At 61.6% G+C, this 22,579-nt stretch carries 18 protein-coding genes and 1 pseudogene; 7 read left to right on the plus strand and 12 right to left on the minus strand.

Going from position 1 to position 22,579, the window contains the following annotated elements; translation table 11 throughout:
- Positions 1–61 precede the first annotated feature (61 nt).
- The 5 genes from C6382_RS16630 to C6382_RS16650 form a co-directional block, all read right to left on the minus strand.
- Entirely contained in the window at positions 62–853 is a 792-nt protein-coding gene (locus tag C6382_RS16630; RefSeq protein WP_107025514.1) for an OmpA family protein, read from the minus strand.
- A 14-nt stretch (positions 854–867) separates the two neighbouring features.
- Positions 868–1,221, minus strand: a complete 354-nt coding sequence (locus C6382_RS16635; protein ID WP_107025478.1) for a DUF4398 domain-containing protein — start codon at positions 1,219–1,221, stop codon at positions 868–870.
- 9 nt (positions 1,222–1,230) lie between these two features.
- Positions 1,231–2,055, minus strand: a complete 825-nt coding sequence (locus C6382_RS16640; RefSeq protein WP_107025479.1) for an ABC transporter substrate-binding protein — start codon at positions 2,053–2,055, stop codon at positions 1,231–1,233.
- A gap of 115 nt (positions 2,056–2,170) precedes the next feature.
- Positions 2,171–3,100 carry an electron transfer flavoprotein subunit alpha/FixB family protein gene (locus C6382_RS16645; RefSeq protein ID WP_107025480.1) on the minus strand — a complete coding sequence of 310 codons (930 nt, stop codon included), beginning with the start codon at positions 3,098–3,100 and terminating at the stop codon, positions 2,171–2,173.
- Positions 3,101–3,850, minus strand: coding sequence for an electron transfer flavoprotein subunit beta/FixA family protein (locus C6382_RS16650; RefSeq protein ID WP_107025481.1), 750 nt, complete (start codon positions 3,848–3,850; stop codon positions 3,101–3,103).
- 545 nt (positions 3,851–4,395) lie between these two features.
- Here C6382_RS16650 and C6382_RS16655 point away from each other — a divergent pair.
- Positions 4,396–6,060 carry an electron transfer flavoprotein-ubiquinone oxidoreductase gene (locus C6382_RS16655; protein ID WP_107025482.1) on the plus strand — a complete coding sequence of 555 codons (1,665 nt, stop codon included), beginning with the start codon at positions 4,396–4,398 and terminating at the stop codon, positions 6,058–6,060.
- Between the two features lie 68 nt (positions 6,061–6,128).
- Here C6382_RS16655 and C6382_RS16660 read toward each other — a convergent pair whose 3' ends face one another.
- The 3 genes from C6382_RS16660 to C6382_RS16670 form a co-directional block, all read right to left on the minus strand.
- A complete protein-coding gene (locus C6382_RS16660; RefSeq protein ID WP_107025483.1) occupies positions 6,129–7,439 on the minus strand; it encodes an MFS transporter in 1,311 nt (436 codons plus the stop codon).
- A gap of 107 nt (positions 7,440–7,546) precedes the next feature.
- On the minus strand, positions 7,547–8,032 hold the full coding sequence (locus C6382_RS16665) for a histidine kinase (RefSeq protein ID WP_107025484.1): 486 nt from the start codon (positions 8,030–8,032) through the stop codon (positions 7,547–7,549).
- Positions 8,033–8,219: 187 nt separating this feature from the next.
- Positions 8,220–8,696: a sigma-70 family RNA polymerase sigma factor gene (locus C6382_RS16670; protein ID WP_107025515.1), complete on the minus strand. Its 477-nt coding sequence runs from the start codon at positions 8,694–8,696 to the stop codon at positions 8,220–8,222.
- Between the two features lie 270 nt (positions 8,697–8,966).
- Here C6382_RS16670 and C6382_RS16675 point away from each other — a divergent pair, with 270 nt between their 5' ends.
- From C6382_RS16675 to C6382_RS16685, 3 genes are read left to right on the plus strand one after another with little or no spacing between them, the layout of a single operon-like run.
- Entirely contained in the window at positions 8,967–10,145 is a 1,179-nt protein-coding gene (locus C6382_RS16675; protein WP_107025485.1) for an efflux RND transporter periplasmic adaptor subunit, read from the plus strand.
- Complete coding sequence (locus C6382_RS16680; RefSeq protein WP_107025486.1) at positions 10,146–12,110, plus strand: MacB family efflux pump subunit; 1,965 nt, start codon at positions 10,146–10,148, stop codon at positions 12,108–12,110.
- Between the two features lie 3 nt (positions 12,111–12,113).
- Positions 12,114–13,520, plus strand: a complete 1,407-nt coding sequence (locus C6382_RS16685) for an efflux transporter outer membrane subunit (RefSeq protein ID WP_107025487.1) — start codon at positions 12,114–12,116, stop codon at positions 13,518–13,520.
- Between the two features lie 36 nt (positions 13,521–13,556).
- Here the strand turns inward: C6382_RS16685 and C6382_RS16690 are convergent.
- From C6382_RS16690 to C6382_RS16705, 4 genes and pseudogenes are all read right to left on the minus strand, one after another.
- Positions 13,557–15,178 (minus strand): annotated as a pseudogene (locus tag C6382_RS16690) (twin-arginine translocation signal domain-containing protein).
- Between the two features lie 102 nt (positions 15,179–15,280).
- Entirely contained in the window at positions 15,281–16,693 is a 1,413-nt protein-coding gene (locus C6382_RS16695) for an aspartate aminotransferase family protein (RefSeq protein ID WP_107025488.1), read from the minus strand.
- Positions 16,694–16,813: 120 nt separating this feature from the next.
- Positions 16,814–18,139, minus strand: a complete 1,326-nt coding sequence (locus C6382_RS16700; RefSeq protein ID WP_107025489.1) for an ATP-binding protein — start codon at positions 18,137–18,139, stop codon at positions 16,814–16,816.
- Complete coding sequence (locus C6382_RS16705) at positions 18,136–18,819, minus strand: response regulator transcription factor (protein WP_107025490.1); 684 nt, start codon at positions 18,817–18,819, stop codon at positions 18,136–18,138. The genes C6382_RS16700 and C6382_RS16705 overlap by 4 nt, the downstream gene beginning before the upstream one ends.
- 172 nt (positions 18,820–18,991) lie before the next feature.
- On the opposite strand from C6382_RS16705, the gene dsbD reads away from it, so the two are divergent.
- The 3 genes from dsbD to dsbG are packed head-to-tail and all read left to right on the plus strand — an operon-like array spanning position 18,992 to position 22,301.
- Positions 18,992–20,695, plus strand: coding sequence for a protein-disulfide reductase DsbD (dsbD, locus tag C6382_RS16710; protein ID WP_107025491.1), 1,704 nt, complete (start codon positions 18,992–18,994; stop codon positions 20,693–20,695).
- Positions 20,695–21,552, plus strand: a complete 858-nt coding sequence (locus C6382_RS16715; RefSeq protein WP_107025492.1) for a TlpA disulfide reductase family protein — start codon at positions 20,695–20,697, stop codon at positions 21,550–21,552. The genes dsbD and C6382_RS16715 overlap by 1 nt, the downstream gene beginning before the upstream one ends.
- Entirely contained in the window at positions 21,537–22,301 is a 765-nt protein-coding gene (gene dsbG, locus C6382_RS16720) for a thiol:disulfide interchange protein DsbG (protein ID WP_107025493.1), read from the plus strand. The genes C6382_RS16715 and dsbG overlap by 16 nt, the downstream gene beginning before the upstream one ends.
- Positions 22,302–22,579: the final 278 nt, after the last annotated feature.

The following is a 22,579-nucleotide window of genomic DNA, read 5'->3' on the forward strand; positions in this document are numbered from 1 at the left end:
GCCGCTTTCTAACGCCCATAAAAAAACCCGGTGAGCAGACTCACCGGGTTTTCAAAGCGCTTTAACGCGCTGCGCCAAGCCTGCCCTTATCGTCGGAAAAGACGATTTCGACCCGACGGTTCTGCGCCCTGCCCCGTTCCGAAGCATTGGCCTCGACCGGATACTGATCGCCATATCCTTCGACCTGAATGCGCTTTTCGTCGACCCCCAGGTCGACCAGCATATCCGCCACCGCCTGCGCCCGCTCGCGGGACAACTTGAGGTTGTCCTGCGCTGCACCCGTGCTGTCGGTGTAACCCTCGATACGCACGACACGCTTGGGGTTGAGTTGCAAGAACTGCACGAGCTTGAGCACGGTTCGATTGGCCGAACTTTTCAATTCGGCGCGACCGGTGTCGAACAGCACATCGCCCAACGTCATGACCAGGCCGCGATCGCTCTGGGTGGTGGCCAGACTGACAATCTGCGCCTCCAGCCACTTGCCCTGCTGCTGCACACTGGCCAGCTTGGCCTCACGCAGCGCCAGCTGCAGGCGCTGACGCTCAAGTTCGAGTTTGGCCAGACGCTCCTGGCTGAGCACCAGGTTGCTGTGCTCACGGGCAATATCACTGTAACGCTGGCTCAGGTAAGCATAGTGGCGCACATCGGCACCGGTCCCCAAGTAACTGGACAGCCGATCGGCCCGCGCCAGCGACTCACCCGCGCGAATAACATCGCGTGGCGCACTGCGCAGCACATCAGAATCGTCCTTGACGGCCTGGAACTTGGCCGTCGCCTCATCCAGCGTCGACTCGCTGCGCTGACTGGCGCAACCCTGCAGGCCGACGAGCCCGAGCAGCAGCAAAGCCGCCATAGGTTTGATCGAACTCACGGCTGTTCTCCCAACTGTTTGCGCAGGCGGTTGACCCGCGATTGCAGCAGGTCGAGCTGCTCTTTGCTCTTGCTGGTCAACACCCGCGCCTCGGCCAGACGCGCGTCGAGCTCAGCCTGTTCGGCGCGCATGCGCGCATCGCGGTAGGCTTCATGGCTCATATTGACCTGGGCCCGAGCCATTTTGGCTTCGGCCATTTTCAGCTCTGCCACCTCATCGGTCGCACCGACGGCCTTGGCCTGCGCCAGCGCCTGCTCAGACAGGCGCAGCTGTTCATTGGGAGCCGGGTCATTGGCGCATCCAGCCAGGGCCAGCAGCGCCAGAGCGGCGAATAGTGAATGAGTTCTCACGCAATCTTCCTACTGTTTAGGGGCATCCAGCGGTACCTGCATCTGCGCCTTCCAGCGCTCGAAGTTGCGCTGCAGTACCGCTTGGGACACGCCGGAGGCCGGCAATTCTGTCAGCTTTTTTGCCAGTTGTCCGCGCAACCAGGCGTCATTGCACGCCGAATTGTGCGACAGCGCCAAATACAATCCAGGGCGATCCAGGGGCAAGCCGCGGGCGATCAACGCGTTGCTCATGCCCAGGGCCTGAGTCATGGCCATACCGGCATAGCGTCCAGCCAGGACATAGTCGACCTGGCCAAGCAACAGCCTCTGAAACGCCTGGGTCAGATTCTGCGCTGGCGCAAGCCGCAACTGACTCTTGGCGTAGGCTGAAAATTCCGGGGTAAGGCGCGCTTTTTCCGAAACACTGCCCTGGCGCTCGCGCAGATCGGACAAGGTGTCGTAGGCCAGCGTCGAATCGTGGCGAGTCCAGACCACGTACTCATTGCTTAGCAACGACGGGTGTACATAGTCCACCGTAGTGAGCTCAGCCACCGCGAAGGGTGAATCGATCAGCAAATCCACACGACCGCTGCGCACTTCTTCCAGCGCCTGGTTGCGCGTTCCGCTATCAAGCACTTCAACCTTCAGGCCCAACTCGCCAGCAACCTGCTTGAACAGGTCGACGCTAGCGCCGATCAGGTGCTTGGGGTCTTGCGGGTCGCGCCAGGAATAAGGCGGAGCGTCAGGGCTGCCGGTAGCCACCAGCCGTTCACATTTACCCATAGCCCACGCCGACAACGGCATCAGCAGCGTAGCGAACACCAGCGCCGTGTTAATTCGGCCATGCCCTCCCATGCAACGACTCCCTACCCTTAGTACCCTGAATGAAAAAGCCCGATCAATCGAGCTGTGCAAGGCAGGCTTGCACAGCCCGAACGGATCGGGCTCTTTTATAAGTGAAGCAGCTGGATTAAACCAGCTTCTCCAGCTCAGGGATGGCTTCGAACAGGTCAGCGACCAGCCCGTAATCGGCCACCTGGAAGATCGGCGCTTCTTCGTCCTTGTTGATCGCAACGATCACTTTGGAGTCTTTCATGCCGGCCAGGTGCTGGATCGCGCCGGAGATACCGACGGCAATGTACAGTTGTGGCGCAACGATCTTGCCGGTCTGGCCGACCTGCATGTCGTTCGGTACGAAACCTGCATCGACCGCAGCGCGCGAAGCACCGACGGCAGCACCCAGCTTGTCAGCGAGGGCATACAGGTGTTTGAAGTTGTCACCGTTCTGCATGCCACGGCCGCCGGAAACGACGATCTTGGCAGCGGTCAGCTCAGGACGATCGGACTTGGCCAGCTCTTCACCAACGAACGCCGAAATACCAGCGTTGTGAGCAGCAGCGACGGCTTCAACAGCAGCCGAACCACCTTCAGCTGCAACAGCGTCGAAGCCGGTGGCGCGGACGGTGATGACTTTGACGGCAGCGTTCGATTGCACGGTGGCAATGGCGTTACCGGCATAGATCGGACGCTTGAAGGTGTCAGCCGATTCCACCGAGATGATCTCGGAGATCTGGTCAACGTCCAGCAGCGCGGCAACGCGCGGCAGGATGTTCTTGCCATTGGAAGTGGCTGGCGCCAGCACATGGCTGTAGCCCTTGCCCAGCTCGGCTACCAGCGGCGCGACGTTTTCCGGCAGTTGATGCGCGTAAGCGGCGTTGTCGGCAACCAGCACCTTGGCAACACCCGCGATTTTCGCTGCTGCTTCAGCGACGCCACCGACATTCTGGCCAGCGACCAGCACGTGGATGTCGCCACCAACTTTGGCGGCAGCAGCAACAGTGTTCAGAGTGGCCGGGGCAACGGCACCGTTTTCGTGTTCAGCGATAACCAGGATAGTCATTTAGATTACCTTCGCCTCGTTCTTCAATTTCTCGACCAGTTCAGCAACCGACTTGACCTTGATACCCGCGCTGCGTGCAGCTGGCGCTTCGACTTTCAGGGTCTTGTTGGTGGAGGCGGTGGAAACGCCCAGCGCGTCTGGAGTAACGGTTTCCAGCGGCTTTTTCTTGGCCTTCATGATGTTCGGCAGCGACGCGTAGCGCGGCTCGTTCAAGCGCAGGTCAGTGGTGACGATCGCAGGCAGGTTCAGCGCAACAGTCTGCAGGCCACCGTCGATTTCACGGGTAACGTTGACCTTGTCGCCAGCCACTTCAACCTTGGAGGCGAAAGTACCTTGAGCGAAACCGCTCAGCGCTGCCAGCATCTGACCGGTCTGGTTGTTGTCGCTGTCGATCGCTTGCTTGCCAAGGATCACCAGTTGCGGCTGTTCTTTGTCGACCACAGCCTTGAGCAGTTTGGCCACGGCCAGCGAAGTCAGCTCTTCAGCAGATTCGACCAGCACGGCACGGTCGGCACCCAGTGCCAGAGCAGTACGCAACTGCTCCTGGGCAGTGGCCGGGCCGACGGTAACGACGACGATCTCGCTCGCAACGCCCTTTTCTTTCAGGCGTACGGCTTCTTCTACGGCGATTTCGCAGAAGGGGTTCATGGACATCTTGACGTTAGCAAGGTCGACGCCGGAGTTGTCCGCCTTGACGCGAACCTTGACGTTATAGTCGACCACTCGTTTGACAGCTACAAGAACCTTCATGGATTCCTCGTTACTCTCCGGTGAAAAGAATGTCGCCTGGGGCAAACCCGGCGATTGCGCGTGGGTACAAGGGCACCTCTAAAAACGATTGCAGCCGATAGAATTCAACCCTGACCCAGCAGTCTCAATTCGACCTTGCAGCAGCAAAACCTATGGGTCATTTTCTGTCGTGGTGTGTAAACTCCACTACAAAGCGGCCCGCAGCCCAACTGCCCTGCTTTTCGCCTGGTTTTTAGGGGTGCACCTGCATCCGGCGGTCAGCCTACGGCGAGCGCAAAACCGCTCGTATCTTGACCGTAACGCCCAATCCGGTCAATACGGCAAACCGGCCAGATTCACGCCGTGCGTCTTTGATTTTACTGGCCTGCGGCAAATTCAAACAAACGTTTGTATTGGACCCTGTGAGTGGTGTAGATATAATGCGCGGCCAAGAGAAAGCGGTGTAGTCCGTCATCACTCGAGCTACAGCTTACACGTACCGAAAAATGACCGCCTGACACCCGCCAACAAAGAAAAACCGATGAGCCTTGAGTAGGAGAGAACCTGTGGAACGCGAATACATGGAATTCGACGTGGTCATTGTCGGCGCTGGCCCGGCTGGCCTGTCCGCCGCCTGCCGACTGAAGCAGAAGGCCGCCGAAGCCGGTAACGAAATCAGCGTCTGCGTGGTCGAGAAAGGCTCGGAAGTCGGTGCCCATATCCTCTCCGGCGCGGTCTTCGAACCGCGTGCCCTGAACGAACTGTTCCCGGACTGGAAAGCGCTCGGCGCCCCGCTCAACACCGAAGTCAAACGCGACGACATCTACGTGCTCAAGGATGCTGGCAGCTCGATCAAGGTCCCTGACCTGTTCGTGCCCAAGACCATGCACAACGAAGGCAACTACATCATCTCCCTGGGCAACCTGTGCCGCTGGCTGGCTCAGCAGGCCGAGAACCTGGGCGTGGAGATCTACCCGGGCTTCGCCGCCCAAGAGGCGTTGTTCGACGAGAACGGCGTAGTCCGCGGGATCATCACCGGTGACCTGGGTGTCGACCGTGAAGGCAACCCGAAAGAAGGGCTTTACACTCCAGGCATGGAGCTGCGCGGCAAATACACCCTGTTTGCCGAAGGCTGCCGTGGCCACATCGGCAAGCAACTGATCAAACGCTTCAACCTCGACAGCGAGTCCGACGTCCAGCACTACGGCATCGGTCTCAAGGAAATCTGGGAAGTCGACCCGGCCAAGCACGAACAGGGCCTGGTGGTGCACACCGCTGGCTGGCCACTGGACGTGATGAGCACCGAGAACACCGGCGGCTCGTTCCTCTACCATCTGGAAAACAACCAGGTAGTGGTCGGACTGATCGTCGACCTGTCCTACAGCAACGCCTACCTGTCGCCGTTCGATGAATTCCAGCGCCTCAAGCACCACCCGGTGATCAGCCAGTACCTCGAAGGTGGCAAGCGCATCAGCTACGGCGCCCGCGCTCTGGCTAAAGGTGGCTTGAACTCGCTGCCCAAAATGGTCTTCGCTGGTGGCGCCTTGATCGGCTGCGACCTGGGCACCATGAACGTTGCCAAGATCAAGGGCAGCCATACCGCAATGAAGTCCGGCATGCTCGCTGCCGACGCAGTGGCCGATGCCCTGCTGGCCGGCGGTGAAGGCGGCGATCAACTCAACAGCTACGTCGATGCCTTCAAGGCCAGCTGGCTGTATGAAGAGCTGTTTTCCAGCCGTAACTTCGCCCCGGCCATGCACAAGTTCGGCCCGATGCTCGGTGCAGCGTTCAACTACGTTGACCAGAACTGGTTCGGTGGCAAACTGCCGTTTACCCTGCACGACACCAAGCCGGACTACGCCTGCCTGAAGCTGGCCGCCGACTCGAAAAAAATCGACTATCCAAAACCGGATGGCAAACTGAGCTTCGACAAACTCAGCTCGGTATTCCTCTCCAGCACCAACCATGAAGAAGAACAACCCTGCCACCTGAAGCTTGCCGATGCGAGCATCCCGATTGGCAGCAACCTGCCGCTGTATGACGAACCGGCCCAGCGCTACTGCCCGGCTGGCGTGTACGAGGTGGTTACTCAGGAAGACGGCAACAAGCGCTTCCAGATCAACGCCCAGAACTGCGTGCACTGCAAGACCTGTGACATCAAGGACCCTGCGCAGAACATCACCTGGGTAACGCCGGAAGGCGCTGGTGGCCCGACTTACCCGAACATGTAAGCCAGGCTCCCAACCAAAAGCCCCCTCGCCTTGCGGCCAGGGGGCTTTTTATTACATATGGCATGGCATTAGCAGCGTACGGCTTGATCCTCAAACCCAAGCGTTTCCCGCGCCCCGTAATACACTGCCGTCAACAACCCGACCACGCCCATGACCACGCTGAACACCACACACACCCAAGGACTCCACGGCATCAAAGCAATGAGCATCAGCGGCGTAGTACTGGCCCACAGTGCATAGGCGATGTTGTAGGTAAAGGAAATCCCCGACACCCGGATCGGCGCCGGGAACAACCCGACCATCACCGACGGCACCACACCTACCACGCCACATGCCAATCCTGCCAGGGCATAGGCCAGCCCAAGCCACTGCCAACCACTCACCAGGCTCGCATACAAAGCGCCAATGCCCAGCGGCAACAGCAGGCTGTAGAACATCAGCGCGCGCCAGGCACCGACCCGGTCGACCAACAGCCCGGCCAGCACGCAACCCATGTTGAGAAAGACGATGCCCATGCTGCTCAACGCGAAGGTGTGTCCGGCACTCATGCCAAAGCGCTGCTGCATCACCGTCGGGGTGATGACCACCAACACCACCACCGCCGAGGTCAGCACACAGGTCAACAGCGCAGCAGGAATCAGCGCCCGCCGATGCTCGTTGAGCACCGTGCGTAGCGGGAATGCTACCGGCTGCTCGCGACGCTCGCGCAAAGCCAGGAACACTGGGGTCTCGCTCAACCAGCGGCGCAGCCACACGCCGATTACACCAAACACGCCACCCAACAGGAACGGGAAGCGCCAGGCGTAGTCGAGGATCTCTTGCGGGGTGAACAGTTGCGCCAGCAGCGTGGCCGTCAAGGCGCCAAGTAGATAGCCGAAAGTCAGACCTGCCTGGAGGAAGCCCAAGGCATAGCCTCGCCGTCCAGCCGGTGCGTGCTCGGCCACAAACACCCAGGCACTGGGCACTTCGCCGCCGACCGCTGCGCCCTGGAGGATCCGCAGCGCCAGGAGAATCAGCGGGGCGAAAAAGCCGATTTCGGCGTAGGTCGGCATCACCCCGATCAACAGGCACGGCAAGGCCATCATCAGGATACTCAGGCTGAAGACCTTCTTGCGCCCCAGATGGTCGGCAAAGTGCGCCATCAGGATTCCACCCAGGGGCCTGGCCAGGTAGCCGGTGACAAAAATCCCGAAGCTCTGCAACAAACGCAGCCACTCGGGCATCTGCGGCGGGAAGAACAACTGGCTGAGGGTCAGGGCGAAGAATACGAAGATGATGAAGTCGTAGATTTCCAACGCGCCGCCCAATGCCGCCAGGCTCAGGGTTTTGTGATCACTGCGCGTCAGGCGTAGTGCTGGCGCAGGCGTGGTGGCTGTCATAAGGGCATCCGTCAATCGATGGGCATCAGCGCGCTCTGCGGCGCGCCAGGGCGAACGCCAGAGGATAGCAAAACACACCACAAGGGTGCGCCAACTGATGCCACGACTCAGGATTGACGGGAAAAAATCGACGGTGCAAAACTCATCCGTCGCGGTGAATACCCCGCAGGAGTCGCCCGATCGAACACACCCGGCAGTTGCCCGATGACTTTCGGCGAATCGATGATCGCCATGAAGGTATGCATGGTCTCGTCGTCGGGGACCTTGGGCAGGCTGACATTCACCGCTTCGCGCTGGCCGCTGGGAATGGCCGGCACTTTCAGGTGCTGAGACTGGTACAGCAGGGCGTGCTGGATCTGGGCGCTGCCCCGGCAAAAACGTTCCAGGTCGACCCCGACATGGTTGGCCAGGTCAATATTGCCCACCAACAGGTTGAATGGCTGCAGTGCGCTCTGTACCAGGCGCTGCAGGTCTTCAAATGATTCGACGGGAGCAATGCGATAGTAGCCCATGCCATTGAGGATTTTCTCCAGTTGCAACAATTGCATCGGATGCTCGTCGGCAATCAGGATCCGCAGTGATTTGTTTGGCATCGTCAATGACCAAGGCTGGAGAGCGTTAGTGGCATTCCTTGACCATACTGCGCCAACAACTCAACTACAGGCCGGTGGCGGGCACTTCGCCAAATATAGGGTCTTTCTTGATAGTTGTTGGGAAAACCGCAGAAAGCAAGCGCGGTCACAACGAATTTTTCATTCGCCCCCCACTAACGAGCGCGCATCAGGACTCCCACAGCCGCATGCGCACACGACAGTGCTTCATCGCATTGACGATGTGTTTTTCCACCAGGCTACGGGAAATACCCAGACGTTCGGCGATTTCCTGATGTGACAAGCCTTCGAGCTTGCGCAACAGAAAGCTGTCGCGGCAGGGCTTGCTCAATTCACCGAGGGCGCGCTGCATCAGCTCCAGGCGCTGTCGCAGTTCCATGTCCTGAGACGGCGCCGGGGAAAAGAAGCGTTCGTCACTGTCGAGCACGTCCAGTGGCTCGGCCTGGCGCAACCGGCCCCGACGATGACCATCGATCACCAGGTTCAGGGCCGTACGGTAGAGGAAGGCGCGGGGATGCTCGATGTCGCTATCAGCCGTGCGCTCCAGCACACGGGTGTAGGCATCATGGGCTACATCTTCAGCCGCCTGGCGGTTACCCAGGCGGGCGCAGAGGAAACTCACCAGTTCGCGATAGTAGTTTTCCAACACAGCACCTGGCCGCGGCATCGCGGGGTTTTCCTGACTCTGGGTAAGTGGAGTTGCATGATGGCAGAATGGAATAATACAAATTATAATTATTCTCAGCAATATCTAGCGAGCGGGCCCTCTGCCGGACCCGGTCGGATCATCTGCTGAACCTCGATTGCCACGGTAAATTCCGCCGCCAGTCTCTCGTTTAACTGGGAGCCGCCCGTGTCTGTCGTGTTTGCCTGCCTGCGTGACCCCACGGCTCAACCCCTTTGGCTGGAACCCTGCATGAGACGTCCTTCGAACAAACGCCGCCTGCTGCTCTGTGGCCTCGGCCTGCTCAGCCTGAGTGCCCTGCTCGCCTGGAAAACCCTGCCCGGCAGTGGCGACCCGCTCAGCACCGTCAGCGTGACGCGCAACGATATCGAAAGCAGCGTAACCGCACTGGGCACCTTGCAACCGCGACGCTACGTGGATGTCGGTGCCCAGGCTTCAGGGCAGATCCGCAAGCTGCATGTGGAGGTGGGTGACCAGGTCAAGGCGGAGCAACTGCTGGTCGAGATCGATCCCTCGACCCAACAGGCCAAGCTCGACGCCGGACGCTTCTCGATCGACAACCTCAAGGCCCAGCTGGCTGAACAGCAAGCCCAGCACCAGCTCGCCGAACAACAATATAAACGCCAGCGCAACCTGGCCGCCGCAGGCGCCACCCGCGAGGAAGATGTCCAAAGCGCCCAGGCCCAGCTCAAGGTGACCCAGGCCCGCATCGACATGTACCGCGCACAGATCCGCCAGGCCCAGGCCAGCCTGCGCAGCGATGAGGCCGAACTGGGCTACACGCGTATCTATGCTCCGATGTCCGGGACCGTGGTCGCCGTGGATGCGCGCGAGGGCCAGACCCTCAACGCCCAGCAACAGACACCCTTGATCCTGCGCATTGCCAAGCTTTCGCCGATGACAGTCTGGGCACAGGTATCGGAAGCCGATATCGGTCATGTCAAACCGGGCATGTCGGCCTACTTCACTACCCTGGCCGGCGGCAAGCGCCGCTGGACCAGTAGCGTACGCCAGATCCTGCCGGTACCCCCCAAGCCCCTGGACCAGTCCAGTCAAGGTGGCGGCAGCCCGGCCAGCGCCAGCGGTACAGGCACCGCCAGCAAAGTGGTGCTGTACACCGTACTGCTGGACGTGGACAACCCTGACAATGCCCTGATGGCAGAAATGACCACCCAGGTGTTTTTCGTTGCTGGCCGCGCCAGCAAGGTGCTGACCGTACCGGTGGCCGCACTGGATGAAGATGCCAGCAACGAAAACATGCGCATTGCCCAAGTGCTCGATGCCAACGGCAAGATCGAACAACGCCAGGTACGCACCGGGCTGAGCGACCGCTTGCGGGTGCAAGTGCTGGAAGGTTTGAACGAAGGCGAGCAGCTGTTGATCGGCGCACCTGCTGCCAGCGGAGGTTGAATGAGTACGCCGCTGATCGAACTGCGTGACATCCGCAAATCCTATGGCGGGGTCGATACCCCGAAGGTCGAAGTGGTGCGAGGTATCAGCCTGGCGATCCACCCGGGCGAGTTCGTTGCCATTGTCGGCGCTTCCGGCTCCGGCAAGTCAACCTTGATGAACATTCTCGGTTGCCTGGATCGTCCGACCTCCGGTGGCTACCTGTTCGCCGGCAAAGACGTTGCCGAACTGGACAGCGACGAGCTGGCCTGGCTGCGCCGTGAAGCCTTCGGTTTCGTGTTCCAGGGCTACCACTTGATCGCCTCAGGCTCAGCCCAGGAAAACGTCGAGATGCCGGCCATCTATGCCGGTACCCCGACTGCCGAACGCCACGCCCGCGCCAGCGCCCTGCTCGATCGCCTGGGGCTCGCCAGCCGCACCGGCAATCGCCCACACCAGCTCTCCGGTGGCCAGCAGCAGCGGGTGTCGATTGCCCGCGCCCTGATGAACGGCGGCCACATCATCCTTGCCGACGAACCCACCGGCGCCCTGGACAGCCAGAGCGGTGCCGAAGTCATGGCCTTGCTCGATGAACTGGCCAGCCAGGGCCATGTGGTGATCCTGATCACTCACGATCGCGAAGTGGCAGCCCGGGCCAAGCGCGTCATCGAGATTCGCGATGGCCTGATCGTCAGCGACTCGGCCAACGAACGATCCGCCGCCATTGGCGCCCCCGGCCTACAGGCTGAAGACCTGCGACAGCGTCAGGACCAGGGCGCCACCCACAGCGGGGCCTGGAAAGGCGAGATGGTCGAATCCCTGCAAGCGGCCTGGCGGATCATGTGGATCAACCGCTTTCGCACCGCCCTGACCTTGCTCGGTATCGTTATCGGCGTGGCGTCAGTGGTGGTCATGCTCGCCGTCGGCGAAGGCAGCAAGCGCCAGGTCATGGCGCAGATGGCCGCATTCGGTTCCAACATCCTCTACCTCGGCGCAAGCGCGCCGACCCTGCGCGAACCCGCGGGCCTCATCACCCTTGACGACGTCGCTGCGGTGGGCAGCCTGCCACAGGTGAAGATGATCATGCCGGTGATCGGCGACAAATTGATGGTGCGCTACGGTAACAACAACCAGCAATTCTATGTCGGCGGCAATAACACCCACTTCTGCGAGATCTTCAACTGGCCGGTGGTCCAGGGCAGCTTCTTCACCGAAGCCGACGAACAGGCCGCTGCCGCCGTCGCGGTGATCGGCCAGAAGGTGAAGGAAAAGCTGCTCGGCGCCCAGGTTGATCCGATCGGTCAGTACATTCTGGTGGAGAACGTCCCCTTCCAGGTAGTCGGCATCCTTGCCGGTAAAGGCGCCAGCTCTGGCGATCAGGACAGTGACGAGCGCATCGTTGTGCCCTACTCCGCGGCAGCGATCCGTCTGTTCGGCAGCCGCGACCCGGAGTACGTGACCATCGCCACTGCCGACTCGCGGCGGGTGGCCGAAACCGAAGCTGCCATCGACAGATTGATGCTCAAGCTGCACCACGGCAAACGCGATTACGAATTGAGCAACGACGCCGCCCTGATCCAGGCCGAAGCGCGCACCCAGAACACCCTGTCACTGATGCTTGGCTCGATCGCCGCAATATCGCTGCTGGTCGGCGGCATCGGCGTGATGAACATCATGCTCATGACCGTACGCGAACGCACCCGCGAAATTGGTATCCGCATGGCCACAGGCGCCCGTCAACGCGACATCCTGCGCCAGTTCCTCAGCGAGGCGGTACTGCTGTCGATGGTCGGCGGCCTTACCGGCATTGCCCTGGCCTTGCTGATTGGCGGTGTACTGCTGCTTGGCAATATTGCCGTGGCCTTTTCCCTGGTGGCCGTGCTCGGCGCCTTTGCCTGCGCAGTGGTCACCGGGGTGGTGTTCGGCTTCATGCCGGCGCGCAAAGCCGCCCGCCTCGACCCGGTCAAAGCCCTTACCAGCGAATAATCAATGAACCTGCCCAGCCGTCTCAGTGTGTTGTCCATCAGCCTGTTCATCGCCGCTTGCAGCAACACGCCCACACCACCACAAAGTGGTCTGCAAGCACCGGATGCATGGCATAGCCGTACCGCCACACTCGATCAGCCACTGCCGCAACAGGATTGGTGGCGGCAGTTCTCCAGCGCCGCGCTCAATCAATTGATCGAACAAGCGCGGCAAAACAGTTTCGACCTCGCCGCTGCTGCCGCCAGGGTCCGCCAGGCCCGGGCCTCGGCGGTGATCGCCGGTGCCCCGCTGCTGCCAGAAGTCAAGTTCGGCCTGGATGGCAGCCGCCAGCGCCTGCTGCACGGCAATGGCTTCGACCAGCTCGATGCCAGCAGCAACGAACGCACCAGTACCTCATTCAATACACGCCTGAGTGCCAGCTACGAGATCGACTTCTGGGGAGGCAAGACCGCCGCTCGTGACAGCGCCCTGTTTGACCTGGACGCCAGCCGCTATGATCGGCAAACGGTCGAGCTGACCCTGCTCAGCGGCGTTGCCAACAGCTACCTGCAAAGCCTGGCGCTGGCCGAGCAGGTGCGTATTGCCCGACTCAATCTGGCCAATGCCGAGGACGTGCTACGCCTGGTGCAGACCCGCCACGACTCGGGCTCGGCCACGGCCCTGGAGTTGGCCCAGCAACGCAGTCTGGTCGCCGGCCAGGCACGCCAGGTACCGTTGTTCGAACAACAACTGCAGGAAACCCGCATTACCCTGGCGACCCTGCTTGGCGAACCGGTACAGACGCTGACGCCGATCCAGGAATCCCTCGACGGGGTGCACTGGCCGGAAATTGGCAGTGGCGTACCGAGTGAGCTGCTCAGTCGTCGTCCCGACATTGCCGCCGCCGAAGCACGCCTGGCCGCCGCCCAGGCCAATGTTCAGGTGGCGCGCGCGGCGATGCTGCCAAGCCTTACCCTGGGCGCAGACCTGGGGGCAGGCGCCGACACCTTCGCCCAGATCCTGCGCAGCCCCTACTACACCCTGAGCGCCGGCCTGGCCGCACCGATCTTCAACAACGGCCGTCTGCGTGCCGAGCGGGACAAAGCCCGGGCCCAACAGCAAGAGCTGTTGCAGACCTATCGCAGCAGCATCATGGCCGGCTTTGCCGATGTCGAGAAAGCCCTCACCGCTATCAGCGGTGTGGACAATCAGCGCCAGTGGCAAGATCAGGAAGTCGAGCAAGCGCGTACGGCCTTTACCCTGTCGGAAAGCCGCTACCGGGCCGGTGCCGAGACTTTACTGACGGTGCTGGAAACGCAGCGCACCCTGTACCGGGCCCAGGACCAGCAGGCACAGCTGCGTCTGGCGCGACTGCAAGGCAGTGTGGCGTTGTACAAGGCGTTGGGTGGGGGGTGGCAGGTGTCTCGGTAAACGCCTTATCGCGGGGCTTGCCCCGCGATCAAATGCTCAGGAAATGATGCCCCGCAACGACAGATGCCGCGCATACCATGGCCTTTGCGGTACACGCCGGACCAAATCACCGATTTTGTCGTCTTCACCGAACGTAATACGCAACGCCAGTTTCATGGTTTCCACATCCATCTCCACCGACTTGCCAGGCAAGGTCCCGGGCACGGTACTGCAGCCATGGGTCACCGGCCCCAGCCAGGGGTCGTCGACCTCGACCCAACGCCCCGGGGCAAACCATTTCACGCCATTGACCTCAAGCCTGCGCACCTGGCCCGGGTTGTGCCGTTCATGCGCGCGATACCAGTCTTCGATGCGGTCGTCGATCCAGCCATGAAAGCCCCAGAATACCGGGCTCACATGCGAAGAGAACGGATCGCCAAGGAAGTCATGCTCCGCGCCGAACCAGCGCGAAGCAAAATCAGCCGGATCGCGGGCAAAAGGTACCGGCGCACCGTTGACCGGATCCCGAGAAATCGAGGCCCAGCACATGTGCAACCAGTCGTGCAGATTCATCTCCAGCTCTGAGCCAAATGTGCCCAGAGTCAGTTTCGACAGGTAGAGCGGATCCTGGTACTGCGACTCCCAGACCTGGAAGTTACTGCAGAACGTTTCACCGGCCTTGATCGCCGACACCCACTGGTCATAGGCATCATCGCCCGGCGCTTGCCAGGTCGGCGGTACGCAGTAGCCATCATGGTTGTCGAAGTAGCGGGCGAAGCCCTGACGGTCCTGCTCGACGTCTGGTTTGGGCAAGGGGAAATGGCTCCAGGACGGCAGGTCCTGCATGGAGCGGGCAGTAGCGAGCATGTCCCGGTGCATGAACAGAAAATCAATACCCGATCCATTGTGGTGTTTGCGCGGGCCACGGGCATCGCGCTCCTGGCCCCGAGGCCCGGGTTGCCAGCCCAGCCCACGCAAGGCGCCGCGTTTTTTTCAGACAGGGTATGCCACTTATCCCGGGTGGCATGCCAGAGCTGGTGAAACAGACGGTGCTCGGCGCTGATCACCCAGGCTTGCATTTGCGCGGTATAGGGCAAGCGCTCACGGGCCTCGGGGAACAGACGTTTGACTGCGACGAAGTGACTGTCCAGCAACGGCAAAGCCATGCACCGGTCCAGCGGCTGCAGGCGGCCGCTCAAGGTGCCGCTGCCGGCATTGGCGAAACTGCCCCAGACTTCATCCAGACTGGCAATGCACTCATAGTCGGTGTCGCCCTGATTGCTCAGCAGGCGCCAGCGCACTTGCACGCTGGAGGCGCCAACCAGGTCGCCCACTACCCGGTAAGCCACGGGTTCAGGACCCTCAAGGCGACTTTTTTCATCGACGAAGCCGCGCAGCCCGCGGCCCTTGCTTGCAACGTCCAGATACAGCTGCAGCCCATACTCAGGCAAGCCGGCAAGCCCGCCCTGGCTGCCGTAAACGCGCAGATCCCAGACGCCACGGAGCTGATCCGCCAACTGCTGGCCGGCGACATCGGCCAGTACGACATTGGCCTCACCCGGTGTGACGATATTGTCCTCAGGATCGTGGGTCAGTTCCTTGTGTGCGTAATAGACCGCAGGTACCGCCGCACCCGCCACTGCCAGGCCCGCTATGAATCCTCGTCGCGATATCGTCATTGTCCTACCCGTGTCCGCCATGAAGCAGGCTCTATCCAAGCTAGGACGTATCCAAAGGCGGAAAATTTAAATGCGCGACTGGCTTACCCCGCGATAGTGCTGTCAGAGCCTCGCCACAGCCGCTGCCAGCGCCCGTCCGAACCGTGCAGCCACTTCATCGATCTGTTCAGCGGTAATCACCAGTGGCGGCAGGAAGCGTACAACCGCCCCGTGGCGGCCACCCAGCTCAAGAATCAGACCACGCTTGAGGCACTCGCGCTGTACCAGCGGCGCCAGCTGCGGACACGCGCCCGGGTGACCCTGGGCATCCTTGGCACTTGCCGGGTCGACCAGCTCGACGCCAAGCATCAGGCCTCGGCCACGGATATCGCCCAGCTGCGGGAAGTCCACCTGCAAGCGGCGCAGATGCCCATTCAAACGCTCGCCCATCGCCTGAGCATGGGCGCACAGGTCATGATCCTTGATGTATTTCATCACGGCAGAACCGGCAGCCATGGCCATCTGATTACCGCGGAACGTCCCGGCATGCGCCCCCGGTTGCCAGGTATCCAGCCACTGACGGTAAACCACTACCGCCAGCGGCAGGCTGCCTCCAATCGCTTTGGACATCACCACCACATCGGGAACGATACCTGCGTGTTCGAAAGCAAAGATCTTGCCGGTGCGCGCAAATCCACTCTGGATTTCATCGACGATCAAGGCCACACCGGCCTTCTCGGTAATCCGCCGCACACCGCGCAACCATTCCAGATCCGCCGGAATCACCCCGCCTTCGCCTTGCACCGCCTCGACGATCACCGCTGCTGGCACTTGCACACCGCCTTCCGGATCGTTCAGCAGGTTCTCCAGATAATGCAGGTTGACCTTGACCCCCGCCTCGCCGCCCAGACCAAACGGGCAACGGTAGTCATAGGGATACGGCAAAAACTGCACACCATTGCTCAGCAGCCCGGCCAAAGGCTTTTTCGGTGCCAGACTGCCCATCAGGCTCAAAGCCCCTTGAGACATGCCGTGATAGCCGCCCTGGAACGACAGCACGGTGGTGCGACCGGTCGCGGTGCGCACCAGTTTCAAGGCCGCCTCCACTGCGTCGGTACCGGTCGGCCCGCAGAACTGGATCTTCGCTTCGTCACGCAAAGCCTGCGGCAACAGGCCGAACAGATCCTGAACGAACTGGTCCTTCACCGGTGTGGTGAGGTCGAGGGTGTGCAGGGGCAGTTCGTCCGTCAGCACTTGCTGGATCGCCTCGATCACCACCGGGTGGTTGTGGCCCAGCGCCAGCGTCCCGGCCCCGGCCAGGCAGTCGATGAACTGACGCCCTTCGACATCTTCGACATACAGGCCACGGGCCTTTTTCAGCGCCAGGGGAATGCGTCGCGGGTAACTGCGGGCATTGGACTCTTGCTGCTTTTGTCGGGCCAGCAAGGGCGACTCTTCGAAGTGATAAAGCGTTTCGGCAGCGGCCGCGTCCGAAGACACCGGCAGCGGCTGGGCAAGGCTGATAGCGACTGACATCTGGAGAAACCCTCGCAAGCAAGCGGATGTGCCCGTCACGCGCCTGTTACCAGATGTGTGTCGGGTTGTTATCGCTTGAAAAACGCTTCAGCGTCTTGCGGATTTAGCCTGACAGTTTTTTTATTGCGAGGAACGTAAAGGGATATGCAAGAACACCCGCAGACCATCGTTGCGGCTGTCGAACCGCAAGGAACCGGCACAGCGCTGGACGATGGCCTGAACAATCGCCAACCCCAACCCGCAACTACCGCTTTGACCATTGCGCCAGAAACGCTCGGTAAGGCGCTCAAGGTCCTGCTCGACGATGCCGGGGCCGTGATCACGCACCAGGAAAGCCACCTGCCCCTTCTCCATCTGCACCGCCAGTTCCACCGGTGCCGGGCCACGGGTGTGACGCAACGCGTTGTCCAGCAGGTTGCGCAAGGCGGTCACGGCCAGTGGCGAAGGCATGCCGAGGTAGGCCTGGGCTGCTTCCGGGGCCAATTGCAGGTCAATGCGCTGCGAATTGTCAAGCCCGGTGTCCTGGATCGCCTGGCGGGCCACCTGTTCGGCGTTGCACTGCACCCCATCCTCAAACGACAAGCTGCCTTCAACCCGCGCCAACAGCAGCAACTGCTCCAACGTCCGGTGCAAGCGGTCCGCGCCCTGCTCGGCGTGCTCCAGCGCTTGCTCACGCACCGCTCCATCGGTCATTCGGGCCACCTGCAGGTGGGTCTTGATGGCGGTCAGCGGCGTGCGCAACTCATGGGCGGCGTCGTCGGTCAGGCGTCGTTCGCGTTCGATCGTCTGGGCAATGCGCAAGAACAGCTGGTTCTGGGTATCCAGCAGTGGTTGCAACTCGCTGGGCAAGGCGCGCACTTGCAACGGCTCAAGGGCATCAGGGCTTCGCCGGCGCAGGGCATCACGCATGCGGTTGAGCGGTGCCAGGCCCTTACCGATACCGATCCATAGCAGCCCAAGCGTTCCGAGCAAGGCCACAAACACCGGTGCCGAAGCCGCCAACAAGATCGAGCGATTCAGCGCCTCACGCTCCTGATGACGGTCCGCCGTGGTGATACGGACATCACCGCGGTAATAGGTAAACGTGCGCCAACGCGCACCCTCGATAGTCTGGTCGCGAAAACCACTGCGATCGTCGTCGAGGGTGTGTCCCTGACTATGGTTGCGGGCAATGATCTCGCCACGTAACGAGCTGACCTGACAGGCCATGCCATCCGGCACGCTGAGCTGGTCGGCACTCAACTTTGTGCCCTCGCCCTTGGCCGTCAGTGGCTGCGGCAACTGATCGATCAGCCCGGCAACCATGCGCGCCGAAGCCACCAGGCGCTGGTCGAGGGAAAACATCATCTGATAGCGCAGGTCGCGCAGCATCCACGCCGCTGCCAGGGCCCAGATAAGCACGAAAGCGGTGCCGAGGATCAGCGTCAGGCGTACGCGCAGGCTCATGGCTGCTCGACCTCCGGCAACTGTGCCGGCCCCAGGCGATAACCCAGGCCGCGTACGGTCTCGACGATGCCATTGCCCAATTTGCGCCGCAGGTGATGAATGTGCACGTTCAAGGCGTTGCTCTCGACCTCGTCACCAAAGCCATAGACGCTGTCTTTGAGCTGCTCGCTGGACAACACCCTGCCACGGTTGTGCAACAGCGCTTGCAACAGCGCCTGCTCGCGCCGTGACAGGTCGACCGGTATACCGCCCAGGCAGGTTTCGCGGCTGCTGGGATCGTAGCTGAGCGGGCCGTGCTCGATGATATTGACCGCACGCCCGGCCGAGCGCCGCAACAGGGTATGCAGGCGCGCAGCCAGCTCGCGCAGGTCGAAGGGTTTTAGCAAGTAATCGTCGGCACCGGCCTGCAGACCGTCGACCCGGTCAGTGACCGCATCGCGGGCGGTGAGGACCAGCACCGGCAGGCTCTCGCCCTGCTGACGCAGGCGCTGCAGCAGTTTGAGGCCATCTTCATCGGGCAAGCCCAGATCCAGCACCATGACATCGAAGGCTGCAGCCTGGAGCATGGCCTGGGCCGCTGCCGCCGTGGCGACCCTGTCCACGGTCATGCCCTGGGCAGTCAGCCCCGCGGCGATGCCGCTGGCAATCAGGTCGTCATCCTCGCAGAGCAGTACATGCATGTTCGGTCTCGATGCTAAAAGTGACAGTGAAGCGCAAGCGGATTAAGCCAGGATTATGCCGCGCCAGCAGCTGATCGTCGCGGTTCAGGCGACAATCGACGCCTATGGGTTAACACTCGGTTAATCTCGCTCGGCCAGGATCGGGCACTTATCGCACCACCAAGGCTTTGAGATGCGTACTTTACTACTTGCCCTGATGCTCCTGTTCAGCGGCCTGACCCAGGCCAACCCCTTTGCCCAGAGCGACTTTCTGCCGGTGGACAAGGCGTTCGTGTTCAGCAGTGAGCGCCTGGAATCCGGGCAGATGCGCCTGCACTGGAAAATCACCGATGGCTACTACCTGTACCAGAAACGCCTGAAGTTCGAAGGCCTGCCTGCCGAACTTCAGCCTGCCCTGCCTGAAGCCTTGGCCCATCAGGATGAGTTCTTCGGCGAAACCCTGGTGTATCGCGGCGAACTTGAGCTGATCCTCCCCGCCTCCGCCAGTGGCCAGTTACGCATGGGCTGGCAAGGCTGCGCCGATGCCGGATTGTGCTACCCACCACAGACCAATCTGGTCAGCCTGAGCACCACAACTGTTGATGAACAAGCCAGCGATCAAGCCCTCGCTGGCAGCCTGCAGCAATCGGGCCTGGGCTGGAGCCTGCTGGCCTTCCTGGGCCTGGGCCTGCTGCTGGCCTTCACACCCTGTTCGCTGCCGATGCTGCCGATCCTCGCTGGGCTGGTCCTGGGTAATGGCGTGAGTGCCCGCCGTGGCTGGGCATTGGCCAGCGTTTACGTCCTGAGTATGGCGCTGGTGTACGCCGCCCTCGGCGTGATTGCCGCGTTGCTGGGTGGAAGTCTTCAGGCCTGGTTGCAACAACCCTGGTTGCTCGGCACCCTGGCCGGCCTGTTTGTGTTGCTGGCCTTGCCGATGTTCGGTGCTTTCGAGTTGCAGTTACCGGCCTGGCTGCGTGATCGCCTGGAGCGCGCCGGCCACGGTACCCGGGGCGGCAACTTGTATGGTGCAGCCTTGCTCGGTGCGCTCTCGGGGCTGTTGATGGGCCCGTGCATGACGGCGCCCCTGGCCGGCGCCCTGTTGTACATCGCCCAGAGCGGCAATGCCGTCCACGGAGGGTTGGTGCTGTTCACCCTCGGCATAGGCATGGGCTTGCCGCTGTTGCTGCTGGTTACCCTGGGCAATCGCTACCTGCCGCGCCCCGGCCCGTGGATGAACCTGGTCAAGGGCCTGTTCGGCTTCGTGTTCCTGGCCATGGCCCTGTATACCCTGCGCACCGTGCTGGAACCCTCGCTGTGGCTGGGCTTGGCCGGTGCCTGGCTGATCGCCCTGGCCTGGGCGGCATGGCCTGCGCTGCATGGGTTGCGGCCAATCCGCGCGTTGTCGCTGCTGCTGGGCTTCTGGGGCAGCCTGCTGGTGATCGGTGCGGCCGCCGGTGGCGACGACCCCTGGCAACCGCTGCAGCCCTTCCGCGCGGTTAACGGCACGCTTGCCAGCGTCGCCCACAGCGATGCATTCATCACCGTCAGCCAGCCGACTGAGCTGCAACGCGAGCTGGAAACAGCCAAGGCCCAGGGGCAGTGGGTGTTGCTCGACTACTATGCCGACTGGTGCGTGTCGTGCAAGGTCATGGAAAAACAGGTATTCGCCCGCGCCGAGGTGCTGACCGCGCTGAACGGCGTACGCTTGCTGCGCCTGGATGTTACCGCCGATGCGCCCTCCAGCCGCGAATTGCTACAGCGTTACCAGGTGCCTGGCCCGCCCAGCCTGATCTGGATCGGCCCGGAGGGTAACGAGCGCCGCAGCCGCCGCATCACCGGTGAAATCGATGTAACGAACTTCCTCGAACAGTGGACCCAGACCCGGAGTCAAGGCTGATGCTGACGGTAAACCTCGGGCCGCTGACCATGGCCGTCGATCATCTGTTGCTGCTCTGCGCGCTAGTCTTGGCCTCGCTGGTTGGTTGGCGTGTGGCCAAACGCGGTGGCGACAACCCTGAATCGGTGCTGTTCGGTCTGTTCCTGCTGGGCCTGCTGGGGGCGCGCCTGGGGTTCATACTCAGCTATTGGCCGATGTACCGCGATGATCCTCTACAGATTGTCGACCTGCGCGACGGCGGCTTTCTGCTCTGGCCAGGCTTGCTGGTGGTGGCCATCGGTGCTTTGTGGCAAGGCTGGCGCCGCTCCAGCTTGCGCCGTCCGTTGGGCTGGGGCTTGTTCAGCGGTGTGCTGTTCTGGTTACTCGGCAGCCTGGCCAGTCACCTCTATGAGCAAGGTACGCAATTGCCGGAGATGAGCCTGCACAAGGCCAATGGTCAGGCCGTGCAACTGACCGCCTATCGTGGCCGGCCGCTGGTCATCAACCTCTGGGCCACCTGGTGCCCGCCTTGCCGCCGGGAAATGCCGGTGTTGCAACAGGCACAGCACGAACACCCGGACATCACCTTCCTGTTCGTCAACCAGGGAGAAACCCCGCAGACGGTCAGCACCTTTCTCGCCACCACCGGGCTGAACCTGTCCCATGTGCTGTTTGATGGCGGGGGCCAGTTGGCCCAGCAGGTCGGTTCCATGGCCCTGCCCACCACCCTGTTCTACGACGCCGACGGCCGTCTGGTTGGCAGCCATCTGGGCGAGTTGTCGCGGGCAAGCCTGAGCCACGCCCTGGAATCCTTTGAGCGCACTCCTGCGCCCGCCGTCACCCACTCTTCAAGGAATGACACATGCACCCTTTGCTGAAACTGCCGCTGACTCTGACCTTTAGCCTGCTGGCCAGCCAGGCTGCCATGGCCGAAACCCTGCCCAAGGCCGTGCAGCAAATGGAAGCCAAAGGCGTAAAGATCAAAGGCAGCTTCGATGCCCCCAACGGCCTGCGCGGTTACGCGGCCGAGTACCAGAACCGAGGCATGGCCTTGTATCTGACACCCGATGGCAAACATGTGCTGGTCGGCAGCCTGTTCGATGAACAAGGCAAGGACCTCAGCGAAGCACCGCTGGAAAAGCTGGTCTACGCACCGATGGCCAAGGAGGTCTGGGCGAAGATGGAAAAGAGCGCCTGGATCGCCGACGGCAAAGCCGATGCGCCACGCGTTGTCTATCTGTTCAGCGACCCCAACTGCCCGTACTGCAATATGTTCTGGCAGCAGGCGCGGCCCTGGGTCGAATCGGGCAAAGTGCAGTTGCGCCACATCATGGTCGGCATCATCCGTGAAGACAGCCCAGGCAAATCGGCGGCGCTGTTGGCCAGCAATGATCCGGTCCAGGCCCTGCTCAAACATGAGAGTGCCGGCAAGTCCAGTAGCCTCAAGGCACTGGAGAAAATCCCCGCTGCCGTGCAAAGCAAGCTTGATGGCAACCAGGCGTTGATGGAGGAACTGGGATTGGCGGCTACCCCGGCGATCTTCTACCTGGATGAGCAACAGCAACTGCAAACGCAGCAAGGCGCGCCACGCCCGGAGATGCTCGGTAAGATTCTGGGCAAACGTTGACCTGCTGACAGCAGGTTGAAACAGCAGTACAAGCAAAGCGTCTGGAGAGTACCTCTAACCGAAAAGGAACTCTCCATGACCCGCTTCGCCTACCTCGACGCCTTTGTACGCGCCTCCCTCAACATCACGTCGCTACGCCTGAGCCTGACCACCCCCGGGGCTGGGAGAACAGTGCCGGCGGCTTTACGGCCATGGCTGGCGCAACGTCCTTTCTGATCGAGCACGCCGTGCTGCTGGCCGCCTCGGTCGTGTTGCTCAAACACGACCTGCGACGTAGC

The sequence above is a fragment of the Pseudomonas sp. BBP2017 genome (assembly GCF_003024385.1).
Taxonomy (GTDB): Bacteria; Pseudomonadota; Gammaproteobacteria; order Pseudomonadales; family Pseudomonadaceae; genus Aquipseudomonas.

Bases quoted from the DNA above. Each gene is read 5' to 3' on its own strand.
- C6382_RS16630 (WP_107025514.1), bottom strand. From the start codon at position 853: ATGGCGGCTTTGCTGCTGCTCGGGCTCGTCGGCCTGCAGGGTTGCGCC.
- C6382_RS16640 (WP_107025479.1), bottom strand. From the start codon at position 2,055: ATGGGAGGGCATGGCCGAATTAACACGGCGCTGGTGTTCGCTACGCTG.
- C6382_RS16645 (WP_107025480.1), bottom strand. From the start codon at position 3,100: ATGACTATCCTGGTTATCGCTGAACACGAAAACGGTGCCGTTGCCCCG.
- C6382_RS16650 (WP_107025481.1), bottom strand. From the start codon at position 3,850: ATGAAGGTTCTTGTAGCTGTCAAACGAGTGGTCGACTATAACGTCAAG.
- C6382_RS16660 (WP_107025483.1), bottom strand. From the start codon at position 7,439: ATGACAGCCACCACGCCTGCGCCAGCACTACGCCTGACGCGCAGTGAT.
- C6382_RS16665 (WP_107025484.1), bottom strand. From the start codon at position 8,032: ATGCCAAACAAATCACTGCGGATCCTGATTGCCGACGAGCATCCGATG.
- C6382_RS16675 (WP_107025485.1), top strand. From the start codon at position 8,967: ATGAGACGTCCTTCGAACAAACGCCGCCTGCTGCTCTGTGGCCTCGGC.
- C6382_RS16680 (WP_107025486.1), top strand. From the start codon at position 10,146: ATGAGTACGCCGCTGATCGAACTGCGTGACATCCGCAAATCCTATGGC.
- C6382_RS16685 (WP_107025487.1), top strand. From the start codon at position 12,114: ATGAACCTGCCCAGCCGTCTCAGTGTGTTGTCCATCAGCCTGTTCATC.
- C6382_RS16695 (WP_107025488.1), bottom strand. From the start codon at position 16,693: ATGTCAGTCGCTATCAGCCTTGCCCAGCCGCTGCCGGTGTCTTCGGAC.
- C6382_RS16700 (WP_107025489.1), bottom strand. From the start codon at position 18,139: ATGAGCCTGCGCGTACGCCTGACGCTGATCCTCGGCACCGCTTTCGTG.
- C6382_RS16705 (WP_107025490.1), bottom strand. From the start codon at position 18,819: ATGCATGTACTGCTCTGCGAGGATGACGACCTGATTGCCAGCGGCATC.
- dsbD (WP_107025491.1), top strand. From the start codon at position 18,992: ATGCGTACTTTACTACTTGCCCTGATGCTCCTGTTCAGCGGCCTGACC.
- C6382_RS16715 (WP_107025492.1), top strand. From the start codon at position 20,695: ATGCTGACGGTAAACCTCGGGCCGCTGACCATGGCCGTCGATCATCTG.
- dsbG (WP_107025493.1), top strand. From the start codon at position 21,537: ATGCACCCTTTGCTGAAACTGCCGCTGACTCTGACCTTTAGCCTGCTG.